This window comes from Acinetobacter sp. V89_4, assembly GCF_029967875.1.
GTDB lineage: Bacteria > Pseudomonadota > Gammaproteobacteria > Pseudomonadales > Moraxellaceae > Acinetobacter > Acinetobacter oleivorans.
Map to the genome: position 1 here is coordinate 316,993 of NZ_JASCAI010000028.1, position 12,924 is coordinate 329,916.

Below are 12,924 nucleotides of genomic sequence, written 5' to 3' on the forward strand. Positions count from 1 at the left end.
GATTTAAATAAGAATTTCAGTAATTTGTGTAGAGTGGATTTTAAAAATATCTTTTTTCGTCATAGGTTTATATAAAATACTTTTCAAGGCATAAGCTTCATGAAAATCACTCAATATAACGACTGATCGACTATTCTGTAAGGTATTTAAGCAACTCTGATATATAAGCTGCATGACATATGCTTGATAACCACTTGTCGCCAAAAATATGCGTTTTAAGAGATCATTTGAGGAAATTTCTGGATCAAATGAAATATTAAAGTTTTTAGACATGTATTTGGCTGTCTGTCGAAGAAAAGGCTTAAGGGTTCCTTCCTTAGAGTGAGTGTCCAGTGTTAGTGGATTAAGTTTTAGAACGCGAGAAAATCTACGGGCTAATTGACTATCAATAAATAAATTTTCTTGAATATTTGGTAAGCCGACTAAACATATACATATTTTCGTTTCATCTGCTAGGGTCTTAATCCAGTTTGCAACATTTTCAGAAGTTTTATTTTTTTGAGCACTTGAACTGTAAATATGATGAAATTCATCAAGCATTATTAGCTGCGTTTTACATTCTTTTAATAGAATGCGTAATCGATAATTTAGCTGTTCACTTGTACCTTTATGATCTGTACAGCCTAATTCTTCAAGCATTCGAATTGCTAAACTTTTAATAGTGATAGGGGCTGGTACAGGAAAGTAAAAAGCTGGAACAATCAATTTTTCCATGTTGTTCTCATAAGATTTATAAAATTTATACCTACTTTTAATAAGTTTACATATTGTTGATTTACCAACCCCACCATCGCCTAGCAGCAAACAGCCAATTGGTTGACTGTTCATCTGACTCATCTGCATACATTCTTCAATCGCATTTAGAGCATTTGAAAAATCAGAATGATGACAAATAAAATTTTTTAATATAGAAAGTGTTTCAATATGTAGATTATTATTCATCTAAATTAATCTCTTCATAAAAAAAATCGGTTGGATCAGTTTCTAAATCGTTATAAGCAAGCTGTGAAATCATTTCTACATGATTTGAGGATGAAAAATTCTGATCCTTTTCAATAATTACTGGGATCATATTTAGACGATTTTCTTGATCTGCAATCATCCTTGTTAGGTCATTTTTGACCTGTCTAAAACGTTTATTTTTCTTATTAAGACTTTGTATCTTTTGTAAGAAGTTTAAGCGAGCCAGATATAATACTTCCTCATTTTCAATTTCTTGAGGATCGCTACTATACTTTTCTCGTAATATTTCCTTTGCTTCAATCCATTCAGCTAAAGTTAAGCCTTTAGTTGCGCTAGGATAAATGGAGTCGGCCTGAATTAGATTATTGTTATTAAAAGGATCTTGTATGTAGATGCTACTTAAATCTAGTTGATCGACATAGATGGTTACTTTCTCTTTAAAACGATAATTTAATGTTGCAAGGGCTTGAGATTTATATCTTAGACCTTTTAAGTTTATTTGACCTTTGTTGATTCTATATCGAAAAACGGTTCGACATTTTCTTTCAATTTCTAATTCAGGAATTGTTAAAACTGGGAATATTTTTGAAGCTTCTATCCACATTTTTTCTGGTCGCTGATTTGTAACAGAGTGAACTCTTTTATGATAGATATTCTCAATCCATTCATTTAGTAAGTCTCTTAATACTTCTAACGTATAACATGCATTCTCGGTAGAGTTATAATCCCCTCGATGTAGTGGTGATGAATATGTGGTACCTTTAAGTTTATGGATAATATTTTCATTTAATGTTTTAAAAAAGCTTTCAATATGCGCTTTATCATTTGGTGAATAGGGTTGCGATTCTGATTTTGTAATATTAAAATTATTACAAAAATTAGCTAAAGCATTATTATTAAATTCACAACCATTATCAGGAATTATTATTGAAGGTAAACCTCCCATCTGATCGTGATGTGGTCTCATCAACATGTTTTTAAGTGCTAATAATGTTTTTGTTGCAGATGGTGGTAGCATACATAAATGCCACCCTACAACTGCTCTAGTATAAATATCTATGATGATACAAAGTTGTGGTCTACCAATTACATTTCCACTTTTGTCAACTATGATACAATCAATTTCATGCGTATCAATTTGAACTATTGCAAGTAATCCTGGGGAATTTAAGCTTTGACCTGAAGCTTTAAAAATCTTATTTGCCTCTCTTTTACCTTTTTTATTTCTAACCGAAAGATATGGGTCGAGTCTTTCAAAACGTCTATATATGGTTCGTTTTGATGGTATTTTGGTGTTTATACTGATGGATAATATTCGATTTTTAATAGTTAAATAAGCATCATTTGGACTAAAATTTTCCCTTTCTTTTATGAATTCTAGAATGACTTCATTAATAATTTTTTCAACTTGAATTGGAAATCTTAAACTTTTATTTCCTCCTATTTCTTTATAAAAGCAATTGAATGAATTAGCATCATCTCGATACTTTTTAATATATCTTGCTAAAGTACTCGCAGATATTTTTCTCAAATTTGGATTTTCTTTCATTACTTTTAAAATTGAATTTTCTAGTTTTTTGGGTGTACATGGAACTTTATTGCTAAAAATATAACTGAGATACTTTGAAATTTCTTCAATTTTTAGAGCTTGATTTTTATAGGTCTGGGGAATACTTAAAATAGTTAGTTTAATATCTCCACTTAGAGCTTTAGTTATTAAATTATGTTCTGTTATGAAATGCATATTCCCATTAATGAAGTTTGCATATCGAATAACTCCATTTTCTATATAGCATATTTCATAGCACTCATTTAAATAAGTGAAGCGATCGCCGATATTTAATTTAAAATTATTTTTCATGATTAAACTCCTAAGATTTTTTTATAGAAAATAAAATAATCAGCAATCGTAGTTTTTAAATTATTAGAGGTCATTAAAGTGTATAAGTCATTCCTACTGTTAAAGACTCCTTTTTTTATAATTAGCTCTGCATTTTCTAGATCACTTTTAATTATTTTTTTATAATTTGCTCGTTGATAACTGATATTAAGAAAAATGTACTCTTCTTTCGATAGAAGAGTAGTGCGATCAAAAGTTCTAAAATTGATATTGTAATTTTTTAGGATCTTTTCCACTAATTTGAATCTTGAAACCTTTATTTCTGAGAGAGTTTCTAAGTTTGGTTTTATTTCATGAACTTCAAATCCATACATAGTCCGAACAATAAAATATGGAATAATATATTGTTGCTCAGTAAGAAATATTTGAACTGCTTGTGTTCTGTATTCGAGTATATCTTCATCGCGTTCTAGACTTATTGCATGTGCTAATTCTAAATTGCTCTCTAGACTGATTAGTCCACAATTTTTAATGCTTGGAAAGAGTGAGACACGACCACCTCTTATTCGAGATTTTATTCTACGCTCACCAATATATTTGGATGATACATGCGTCGGTTTTTGAAAAGCCTCTTTAAATTTTTGGACTAGGTTTTGATTAAGTTCTACTGTTTTATGTTCTGTATAACTTACTTGCATAGTTGCTCTCACATTATTTAGGATGAGACAAGGCTTTGAGCAGTACTGATTATACTGCTCAAGACTTGACGAGACATTGCAATCAAGCGATACTAAAAACACCACATAGTTAGTAATCTTTTGATTGCAAACGAGTAGAGCGGATTCCATGAATCCGCTTTATTTTTTTAAGTCATTTTTCTTTCTCCTCTGGAATCAACCCAAGGGCTACAGCGATTCGTTTACTCTCACCACGCTGTGGTAATCGATTGGTATTTAGAATTCTATATACTAGATCTCTAGAAAAGTTGTGTTTTAAGCTCCAGTCAGAAATAGTTATTCCTGATCGCTCAAAATCATCTTTGATTTGCTGGTTTGTCTTCATAGTAATAATAAGAATAATTTAAACATAATCTAAAAATAGTTGTTTTTTAATCTTTTGCAAGTACTTATTATTTCGGATTATTTTTTTTATTATAGAGATAATAAATATTATTTAAATATTTTATTATTATTAATAAATACATGATTCTATATTTTTTAGAATATTAGATATAATATTCTTTTTATAGTCTAACTTTATTAAAACATCTTCATTGTTTTTAATATAATTTTTAAGACAAAAATGGATTTCAGGAAGTTGTTTATTAAGTTCTTTAATTATCTGAATTTCCATTACTTTTTCTGTTTTTTCTAATTCAATTGATTGAAGTTTTTCTGTTAATATTTTTGTAGCTTTTTGCTTACAATGAATAATTCTAAACGTACTTAATTTATCAGTTTCTGAATAATATAAATTACCTAATTCATCATATTTTTTTCTTATATATCCAAATTTTTCTAATTCTCGTATGAGAGAGTAGGTTTGCCATTTGATTGTCTGAGATTGATCTCCAAATCTTATCCAAAGATCCTTTGGTTTGTACCATGTAAGAAGAACTTCGTTTTCAATCAACAAAAGAAATTGCTGTTTAAGTGAATGCTTAATTTCGTCCATCTGAAGTTTTACAATAAAAAATGAGGATTATAATCCCTTTCATTTGTTTATGCTTAAACATATTAAAGAAAAATGATATGGCTTGTGAGCCATCTCTAAAAAATTTGGGTTTATTGCTTGTTTAGAGGTCATATTCTTATAATTCTAGAGTTAATGAGGATTATAAGCCGTGGATACTTAATCCTCAAAAATGAATAGTTCTATTCTTTATGGGAATAGAACTTATGAATGATTTAGCACAAAAAATTGGACAGGCGATTCGCACCTGTAGAGTTGATCAGAAAATTACCCAAGAAAAATTAGCATTACTTTGTAATATTGATCGTAGTTATCTCGGTCGCATTGAGCGGGGAGAAGTGAATATTACAGTTCTTAAGCTCTATGAAATCGCTCACATCCTTGAAGTTGAACCTCAAATTTTGTTGCCGGGAGATTAATGAGGGATAATCTTATTATCTAGAATATTAAACCTGCATATCCAGCTTAGATAATCAAAGCTATATAACTTGGCTCACAAGTGAGTGTGTCTAAGTCAGGATGCTAATTTGGGGGGTATTGATTTAAAATCATTTACTTGGTTGCACCGTTAACCTGTCTTTTTTTAATTTTAAATGTTCTGCGATTAGCAATTTTTTTTGAAAGATTAGGATGTCGTCCAGATAGTTGTTTAATGAAAACTGGTTGACCAAGTGGAGTCTTACTCCATAGAGTATCATTTTCTACGTAAAGTACTTTCTCAGTACGTGCAGCTTTAATAAAGCTTTCTCGAAGTACATAAGCTGCTGCTTTAGCGATATCACGCTCATTCGTTTGCTTTCTAATTGGAACAGTAATAATTAGTAGGGTACGAGTTATATAAGTATATGTACCTAAGATTCTAACTTTTGATAAATTTAATGGCTTTATTTGACTTAGCAGTACTAAATAGGCAGGCGATTGCAGCACATCCTTAGTATCTTGACGTAAATCGTCTATTTCTTGACGTGTCATTCGGTAGTCATCTGGAAATTTAGACATGAAACACAACTCCAAATTTAAGACATTCTAGATCAAATTAATATATTTTGAGGATTATAATCCTCTTTTGTGCTAATCTTGCTTCACTTAATAATAGTAAAAATACTTCGTTTTGTGTGTTTTGGAATTATCTTTATGAAAAATATAAATTTATTTATTATTGTAAGCTCGTGTTTATCTTTTATTGGGTGTGTAACAGCCGATTCAATCAAGCCCAGTGATGTAAAAGCTTATAAAACCCCGAATAATTTAATCTTGGCTAAATCTCTCAATGGTAAAGATGGCAACGGTAAAGAGTATCTATTTCAACCCGCTGTGCCTGATGCTTTAATTCCTCATGCCTATATGAGTAACTTATGTACCAGTCAAGAGGGACGTTTTTTTCAAATGTCTAAAAGCGATTTTCGTTATTTAAAAGGTACACATATTTCGGCTTTAGATAAGCAAAGTCTGGCCTCTGCAATGGGTACATTTAAATGTGCATCAAAAAAATCATGGAATGTTTCAATTGAGCCTACCTCATCACGTATAGGTGGAATCAATCAGCCTTTAAATTTGGTAACTTTAAAGACATTTGTAATTTCTGATGATGACGTATATAGCAATGTATCTGCCTACCAGTCGAAGAAAAATATTGAAGACAATAAGAAAAAGCAAGCTATTGAACAATACAAACTTGAACAACAACGATTGAAAAATAAGTATGAGAGAAATCTCATAACCAATGCTCCTAAACCGAAAGATATTGGTCAAACGATTTGTAAAAATACAGGATTGTCTGAATTTACAGGAACTATCGTTCTTGGGCAGGCAACGTATCGTCAAGTTGATGGCTTGGTTATCGCTAGTTTAGAAGGCTTTTCAAATGATCAGGTCAATCTGAAAATCAATGTCAAAGGCTGGTTGAATAATTTCAATCAAATTTCATCAGGACCAAATGTTCTATATAAACAAACTCCTCTAGAATCAGGCAAAGTGATTTGGGACAACAAGCAAGGATGGTACAAATGTAGCTATTGAAAATTCTTCAATCACTTTATTAATGTGACTAATAAAGTACTTTAAAGTATTGTTCAGCAATCTTTAAGTTGAATACTTTCGCTGGGAGTAAATGGTATTTTTCGTATGATTAATACCATTTAGAACCAAATAACACTCATAATTATGATGTTCGGATCTAATGTAATGTTTTCTATTCTTGGCGGTTCGAGTTATATAGATCTAGAATCTTCTAGGCTTCCAAAATGCTATTCATTGAACAGATTATTTAAATAGGTCTAAATCTATGATAAGCATGTGGGGCCTGTGTAGCTTGAAATTAATATAAGCATTAATAAAGATTTATTGTGAATTACTTCCAAAATTGTTCCGATTTTTATCATAAAAAGTATGGTGCTCTGAGTAATTTGAATAATAAGAAAGATGAGGCAATTTGCTGAATATATAAAACTTGGGTACTTTGGGTTTGACCGCGACATATTGTGTCGCTTTTTTTAACATTACTATTGCTTGAAATATTTTATTTAATCACAATCTAATAACAAACATAAAAAAATGAGCATATCTTGGAAGCGACTGAAAAAAAACGTGATATTAAGATTTTAAGTCTAAATGGTGGTGGTGTACGTGGTTTATTTACCATCAGTCTTTTAGCGGAGCTTGAGAATATTATTGAAGAGCGTGAAGGGCGAACCGATGTAAAGATTGGTGAATATTTTGATTTAATTACAGGTACATCGATTGGGGGGATTTTAGCACTTGGTTTAGCTAGTGGTAAAAGTGCGCGAGAATTACAAGCTACTTTTAAAAATAATGCTCAAAAGATTTTCCCAGCCCACCTATTTAAGTGGAAGAAAATATTAACACTGTTTCGCCCTATTTATAATAGTGAACCGTTGAGAGAAGTCGTAACTAGCATGATACCTGAAAACATATGTTTCAATGACTTGCGACGTCGTGTCATGGTTACGTCTGTAAACTTATCAACAGGATTTCCAAAATTCTTTAAAACTCCTCATAACCCCATGTTTACATTGGATGGTAAGTTAAAGTTGATTGATGCTGCGATGGCCACATCAGCGGCCCCGACTTACTTCAAACCACATTATTTCAGTGATTTAAATCATTATTTTGCTGATGGTGGACTAGTTTCAAACAATCCAAGTTTCATCGGTATTCGTGAAGTATTGATCGATATGCAATCGGATTTTCCTAATGCTCAGCCCAAAGATGTAAAAATTCTTAATGTAGGAACATTAAGTGAGAATTACTGCATCAGTCCCAAGGTCTTAGAGAAAAATTGTAGCAAAGGCTACCATGGTTTATGGAACATGGGAGAACGCCTAGTTTTAAGCACGATGACAGCTAATCAGCACTTACAAAGATTCATGTTGATCAGAGAATTTAAAGTTTTAGGAATTTCTCAAAACTACGTTGAGTTGGATGCAACGATTCCAAATGAAGCATCTTCAGATATTACGTTAGATAATGCATGTAGAAGTAGTTTGGATGCACTGACTGGATTAGGCAAAAAATTAGGTGCAGAAGCCTACACAGAACGAGCAGAGTTGCGCCAATTTTTTGAATGTACTGCTGAACCATTTATCAATAAATTAGTTAAATCGGGGGCTTAAAAAGCATGAACTGGAATTTCCACCAATATTATTCAAACCGTACAGATGGTCTAATGGGACAGCTACTTCTGAGCGACCGAGAAAAAGATGCTCTAAAAGCACTTCGAGATAAAGTACGAGAGCGTACACGAGATATTTTTGTAGAAGCAAAACAATTAGTAAAACAGGCTAAAAAAGACATTGGATTAGCATCTCTACGTGTAGAAATGTCTGTAACTAACTTTAAATACCTTTCTCTAGAAGATCAGAACAAATTTGCTGAGTTAATCATTCAGCTTGACAGTAATGCCAAAGCAGAATTTTTGAAGCTCACACCACGGTTCTGGACACAGGGTAGTTTTACATACAACACACTAAACAAGCCTTATGTTACACCGCCTCAGGAAATGGACATTGATGATGGTACATATCTACCAATGGTATTTTTTAATGAAAAACCCATCATTGCTCATCATTTACTATTACTTTTGGTTGATACATCTCTTAAATCTTTGGTCGCTGAAAATCCAAACTGGACATTTGAAGCGAAACGTACTTGTGGACGTATCACGATTCCCTATTTGAATGCACATGTTGATGTACCCATGTATGCAATTCCAGAAGATAAATTTTTAGAAAAAGAGCAGTTTTTTAAAGCGGCTGCTAACACTCGTTTTACTTATGATGGATATGACAGTGTTTCAGTTGCAGATCAGAAAAAATATAAACTCGACTCCGACTGTGTAAATCTAGCAATCCGGGCTGATGATCAGAAATGGATGAAAAGTGACCCCAAAGTTGTTTTAGACTGGTTTGAAGAACATTGTTCGCGTACTGGTACACATTTACGTAAAATCTGTCGCTTTCTAAAAGCATGGCGTGATGCTCAATGGGAAACAGGTGGTGGTCCATCATCCATTTCGTTAATGGCAGCGACAGTGAGTATTTTGAATCGTAAATATGTAGATCACCAAGACTTCGGCTCAACAATGCTAACCATTGCTAGAGAACTGCCAAATACTTTTAGAAATGGTGTTGAGAGTCCTGATCCTTCTGATGAAAGACCATTATTTCCCTCATCTGCTGAGCATCAAGAACGCGAAAGGGAAATCATTGCGAAAATGGAAATTTTGGTAATGAATTTAGAAAATGCTTTCACTACTGCTACTAAGCAAGAAGCTCTAAATATTCTTAATGCGAACTTTGGAGACCGCGTAACAGATAGTAGTTTAATTGTTCCTCATGCAGCCGCACCAGCATTTGAGACAGAAGCAAGTAAGGCCGTTGCAGCTGTTCAAATTAACCCAACTATGAAAAGTGGGTAAATAAGTGAGCGAATTACACAGTATGATGCTGAGAAATGGATATGAATATATTGAATCTCGACATCTGAAAACATATAAGCACTTTTCAGCATTGACTAAAAGTAAGCAATTCTATGTTAAAGATTTTGAAACGACAGAAGGTGTTTTCAAGATCGCGCTGATTTTTACTTATGATCCTTATACCTCTTTACCTCTTGCATATATTTTGGATAAACCAGCACATTTAGAAGATGTGCTGCTCCCACACGTGAACCATGGTTGGTTTTTATGTTATGTGCAAGCATTAGAAGCGGATTGGAACCCTAATAATCTTGTTGCACTTTATAAGACAGTAGATAATCAAATCCAATTTACTTTAAATAACTCTATTAAATCAATCAATGATGTTCAGGTAGAAAAAGTAGAGCTAGAAGGGGAGTTTAGTGCCTATTGGAAACCGGAAAGTTATGTATATGCATTATCGAGCTTCTGGGACTTACATGATAGATTCTCAACTTTAACTTTAAATAAGACGTTACATGAGCCTAAAACAAAGGAGTCTGTTCTATATCACAGTAAAACAGAAAATGAACATCAAAAGTGGTTAACTCAACGAAAATTGATTGAGATCGAGACTCAAAAACTTTATACATATGTGATTAAAGTAAGGCCCAATCGTTTGTCTGGTGTGAATTGGCCACCGAAAAACTCAAGAGAGTTATTTAAATGGCTTTCGACAGTTGATCATAATGCCAAAGCACTTTTGACGAAATACTTTGTCCAGAAACAGTTTAAACATTATCTGATTCTTTTCGAAATTGAGAAACAAGATACCCTTGGTATTGTGCTGGAATTAAATAAGCAAGCTGTTCAACTATCCACTTATGCAAATACAAAAAAGACTGGGAAAAAGGGTGGTCGAGTTGTTCAAACCTCCAAAATTTCAGAAGTCTTATCTGGTAAATATGCTTTCAATAAATTTCAAAGAATTTCGTTTACTAAAGCCGATCAGAATACGATTCTTTCAAGGAATCAGTCACGCCCTGATATTGGTGATTTAAGTTCAAAGCGAATTGCAGTGATTGGATGCGGAACAATAGGGGGATTTGTCTCTGAGCTTTTGATTAGATCAGGTGCTGGAATCGCTGGTGGTAGATTAGACTTATGGGATTTTGATGAATATGGCCCTCATAATTTTGGTAGACATACATTAAATTCATCAGATTTCGGAAAAAATAAGGCACTTGCTTTACAAGATAGATTGATTACATCTACCCATTTAAAAACAAATATCCATGGCTATGACTCGCAATTCATATTAAAAGAAAAATTCCTTTCAGTTTATGACATCATTATTGATGCAACTGGTAGAGGGCCTATTGCTAAACGTCTTGCATATTTGCTTCGTAAAATAGATAGCGTGAAGAAACCCATATTAATTCATGGTTTTAACGATGGTTATGGTCGTGCTTCTAAAGTATTTATTGATTATTCTGGAGGGTGTATTAATTGTCTTTTGAGCAATCCTTCTTTCTATCGTAATGGTGAGGACATTCGTTTTGAACCGTTTGCAAAATTGAAGGAAACGAAAGTATCTTGTGGCAGTACTTACACACCATATGATGCTGCGGTAAGTATGACAACAGCAGCCTTAATCAAAGAAGCAACTCTTTCAACGTTAGAACCAACACGTATTTGGAATTATAAGGAACATATATTTGAAGGTGGTCGAACACTAAAGCCTAAATTAGTTCATTCGGAATCTAACTGTGGTATTTGTAATGATAGGTAAAGATTTGGTTTTTAAGGCTAATGATGGTGCCTTAGTAGTTATTTTATCAGAAGTAGTCGAAATTTTACTTTCATATCGCCAGTTGGCGGATTCAAGTACTGAAAGTGCCGGTGTGATCATTGGTGAGCGCAGAGGAATACATTTAGTCGTTAGAACGGTATCAGTACCTAATTTTACAGATATTCGAAGCCGTTTTTCAGTTAATCGAATTGGAAAACATCATCAAGAAAAGGTTGATACAGCATTTCGTGAATCTAAGGGTACATGGCAGTATCTAGGAGAGTGGCATACTCATCCTGAAAATATACCTTCTCCTTCAATGGTAGACTACAATAGTTGGAAGAAGTATTTATATTCATCAGATCCTTTAATACTGATTATTGTTGGGAGGACTAAATGGTGGGTGGGAAAGAAAATAAATCATAAAATTGATGTTTTACAACAGATATAAATTTAAAAAAATTAACAGATGTATTATCCAAATTGCTATAATAGCCATTATATTTTATGAGCTCTTTGTTGTTTCTAAGTAAGTGGTAAACAACAGTGCATATCTACAGGTCATTTCATGTCTTTATTACTGGAATCTTCGATATATCATTCGTTAGAAGAAATCTGTTTAAATAGTAATGAAAGTTTTTCTGGTTTAGGAATAGTATACTATGAAAATCTTGATGATCTCCCATTCATTAGTTTGCATAAAATGAGTTTATCAATTGAAATGCAGTCTTTAAATTTTATAAAAATAATGCAAGAAATATCAAAAAAAACCTCAATTTTTCATGATGGTTTTCATTTTTTTGATATCAATTTATGTAGAGTTACTCATATTTCTCAATATGTATCACCAATATTATCAGGTGTGAATGAAGAAAAGATAAATAACGTTCTTCCCTGTGGAGCGCGTGAAATGACTGCTTTTTTAACATCTCATATAAAAGGGGTCTATTGTGTTGGTTTAATCAGTGTTAATAAAAAAATAAAAATTTTCAAAGGTGGGGAAATAGTTTATTCAAGGGATGTATTATGAATTTTATAGTCTTAACATTTGAAGAATTAAAAAAAGTAATCTATATCTTTTTAGGAATTGGATTTATATGTTTTCTTGTTTTAAAGTTTCCTTTTTTCTTAGAAAAACATAATTTATCTGTTAGTCAGATGATTTCAACTTCAATAACAATATCTTTTTTTGTTTTGGGCATTCTACTGACATCAATAATATTTAAATATAAATTCTTATCAAAAATTATTGGTAAGCCTATAGTACATGGGTTGTGGAAGGGAGAGCTTCAAAGTAACTATCAAGTAAATGGTAAACAAATTGATCCTATTGAGATTTATTTTTATATCAAACAGACTTTTCTCTTCACAAATATTAAATCATTTACTTCTAATCAAAAGTCTGAATCTATAATCACAGCTTTATCATATGATCCAACAGCTGAGAAAATTAAATTTTTATATACTTATACCTTACATAGAACAAAAAATAGTGAAAATAAAATGACCTTTGGTAGTGGTGATTTGAGTTTAATTAATAATGGTAATAAATTAGTAGGAATATATTGGACTAATGAAAATACACGTGGTGAAATAGAGTTAAATCTAATAGATAGAGAATGTAAAAGTATTGATTCATTTGAAATGGCCAGTTCTCATCATAAAGTTTTTAGTTGTGAGGCTAAGAGTTGACATAATTTATTAGTAAATAAGGGACTTATA

The 12,924-nt window shown here is 32.2% G+C and carries 14 protein-coding genes; 8 read left to right on the forward strand and 6 right to left on the reverse strand.

Annotated elements, in window-relative coordinates:
* Positions 1 to 3: 3 nt before the first annotated feature.
* The 5 genes from QLG01_RS13175 to QLG01_RS13195 all read right to left on the reverse strand — a co-directional run bounded on the left by QLG01_RS13175 (position 4) and on the right by QLG01_RS13195 (position 4,477).
* On the reverse strand, positions 4 to 942 hold the full coding sequence (locus tag QLG01_RS13175) for a TniB family NTP-binding protein (RefSeq protein ID WP_282496645.1): 939 nt from the start codon (positions 940 to 942) through the stop codon (positions 4 to 6).
* Positions 935 to 2,824, reverse strand: a complete 1,890-nt coding sequence (locus QLG01_RS13180; RefSeq protein WP_282496646.1) for a DDE-type integrase/transposase/recombinase — start codon at positions 2,822 to 2,824, stop codon at positions 935 to 937. Before QLG01_RS13180 ends, QLG01_RS13175 begins: the two co-directional genes overlap by 8 nt.
* Positions 2,825 to 2,826: 2 nt before the next feature.
* Positions 2,827 to 3,501 (reverse strand): hypothetical protein, encoded by a 675-nt coding sequence (locus QLG01_RS13185; protein WP_282496647.1) that lies wholly within the window; start codon positions 3,499 to 3,501, stop codon positions 2,827 to 2,829.
* Between the two features lie 172 nt (positions 3,502 to 3,673).
* Positions 3,674 to 3,865, reverse strand: a complete 192-nt coding sequence (locus tag QLG01_RS13190) for a DNA-binding protein (RefSeq protein ID WP_282496648.1) — start codon at positions 3,863 to 3,865, stop codon at positions 3,674 to 3,676.
* Between the two features lie 129 nt (positions 3,866 to 3,994).
* Positions 3,995 to 4,477: a hypothetical protein gene (locus QLG01_RS13195; RefSeq protein WP_282496649.1), complete on the reverse strand. Its 483-nt coding sequence runs from the start codon at positions 4,475 to 4,477 to the stop codon at positions 3,995 to 3,997.
* Between the two features lie 224 nt (positions 4,478 to 4,701).
* Between QLG01_RS13195 and QLG01_RS13200 the strand changes: the two genes are divergently transcribed.
* Positions 4,702 to 4,914: a helix-turn-helix transcriptional regulator gene (locus QLG01_RS13200; RefSeq protein WP_282496650.1), complete on the forward strand. Its 213-nt coding sequence runs from the start codon at positions 4,702 to 4,704 to the stop codon at positions 4,912 to 4,914.
* Positions 4,915 to 5,047: 133 nt separating this feature from the next.
* Here QLG01_RS13200 and QLG01_RS13205 read toward each other — a convergent pair whose 3' ends face one another.
* Positions 5,048 to 5,299, reverse strand: a complete 252-nt coding sequence (locus QLG01_RS13205; RefSeq protein WP_282496914.1) for a hypothetical protein — start codon at positions 5,297 to 5,299, stop codon at positions 5,048 to 5,050.
* A gap of 330 nt (positions 5,300 to 5,629) precedes the next feature.
* Here QLG01_RS13205 and QLG01_RS13210 point away from each other — a divergent pair, with 330 nt between their 5' ends.
* The 7 genes from QLG01_RS13210 to QLG01_RS13240 all read left to right on the forward strand — a co-directional run bounded on the left by QLG01_RS13210 (position 5,630) and on the right by QLG01_RS13240 (position 12,894).
* Positions 5,630 to 6,514 carry a hypothetical protein gene (locus QLG01_RS13210; RefSeq protein WP_282496652.1) on the forward strand — a complete coding sequence of 295 codons (885 nt, stop codon included), beginning with the start codon at positions 5,630 to 5,632 and terminating at the stop codon, positions 6,512 to 6,514.
* 545 nt (positions 6,515 to 7,059) lie between these two features.
* Complete coding sequence (locus QLG01_RS13215) at positions 7,060 to 8,127, forward strand: CBASS cGAMP-activated phospholipase (RefSeq protein WP_282496653.1); 1,068 nt, start codon at positions 7,060 to 7,062, stop codon at positions 8,125 to 8,127.
* Positions 8,128 to 8,132: 5 nt separating this feature from the next.
* Positions 8,133 to 9,431 (forward strand): CBASS cGAMP synthase, encoded by a 1,299-nt coding sequence (locus QLG01_RS13220; protein WP_282496654.1) that lies wholly within the window; start codon positions 8,133 to 8,135, stop codon positions 9,429 to 9,431.
* A gap of 4 nt (positions 9,432 to 9,435) precedes the next feature.
* The gene (locus QLG01_RS13225; protein ID WP_282496655.1) at positions 9,436 to 11,202 is read left to right on the forward strand and encodes an E2/UBC family protein; all 1,767 of its coding nucleotides are present in this window, start codon (positions 9,436 to 9,438) and stop codon (positions 11,200 to 11,202) included.
* Complete coding sequence (locus QLG01_RS13230; RefSeq protein WP_282496656.1) at positions 11,192 to 11,653, forward strand: Mov34/MPN/PAD-1 family protein; 462 nt, start codon at positions 11,192 to 11,194, stop codon at positions 11,651 to 11,653. The genes QLG01_RS13225 and QLG01_RS13230 overlap by 11 nt, the downstream gene beginning before the upstream one ends.
* 117 nt (positions 11,654 to 11,770) lie before the next feature.
* Positions 11,771 to 12,232: a hypothetical protein gene (locus QLG01_RS13235; protein ID WP_282496657.1), complete on the forward strand. Its 462-nt coding sequence runs from the start codon at positions 11,771 to 11,773 to the stop codon at positions 12,230 to 12,232.
* Positions 12,229 to 12,894 (forward strand): hypothetical protein, encoded by a 666-nt coding sequence (locus QLG01_RS13240; RefSeq protein WP_282496658.1) that lies wholly within the window; start codon positions 12,229 to 12,231, stop codon positions 12,892 to 12,894. The genes QLG01_RS13235 and QLG01_RS13240 overlap by 4 nt, the downstream gene beginning before the upstream one ends.
* The last annotated feature ends 30 nt before the right edge of the window (positions 12,895 to 12,924 follow it).

What these genes read in the sequence shown, in the direction of transcription:
- QLG01_RS13220 (WP_282496654.1), top strand. Translation starts at nt 8,133, where the DNA reads ATGAACTGGAATTTCCACCAATATTATTCAAACCGTACAGATGGTCTA.
- QLG01_RS13210 (WP_282496652.1), top strand. Translation starts at nt 5,630, where the DNA reads ATGAAAAATATAAATTTATTTATTATTGTAAGCTCGTGTTTATCTTTT.
- QLG01_RS13200 (WP_282496650.1), top strand. Translation starts at nt 4,702, where the DNA reads ATGAATGATTTAGCACAAAAAATTGGACAGGCGATTCGCACCTGTAGA.
- QLG01_RS13235 (WP_282496657.1), top strand. Translation starts at nt 11,771, where the DNA reads ATGTCTTTATTACTGGAATCTTCGATATATCATTCGTTAGAAGAAATC.
- QLG01_RS13195 (WP_282496649.1), bottom strand. Translation starts at nt 4,477, where the DNA reads ATGGACGAAATTAAGCATTCACTTAAACAGCAATTTCTTTTGTTGATT.
- QLG01_RS13230 (WP_282496656.1), top strand. Translation starts at nt 11,192, where the DNA reads ATGATAGGTAAAGATTTGGTTTTTAAGGCTAATGATGGTGCCTTAGTA.
- QLG01_RS13240 (WP_282496658.1), top strand. Translation starts at nt 12,229, where the DNA reads ATGAATTTTATAGTCTTAACATTTGAAGAATTAAAAAAAGTAATCTAT.
- QLG01_RS13180 (WP_282496646.1), bottom strand. Translation starts at nt 2,824, where the DNA reads ATGAAAAATAATTTTAAATTAAATATCGGCGATCGCTTCACTTATTTA.
- QLG01_RS13190 (WP_282496648.1), bottom strand. Translation starts at nt 3,865, where the DNA reads ATGAAGACAAACCAGCAAATCAAAGATGATTTTGAGCGATCAGGAATA.
- QLG01_RS13185 (WP_282496647.1), bottom strand. Translation starts at nt 3,501, where the DNA reads ATGCAAGTAAGTTATACAGAACATAAAACAGTAGAACTTAATCAAAAC.
- QLG01_RS13175 (WP_282496645.1), bottom strand. Translation starts at nt 942, where the DNA reads ATGAATAATAATCTACATATTGAAACACTTTCTATATTAAAAAATTTT.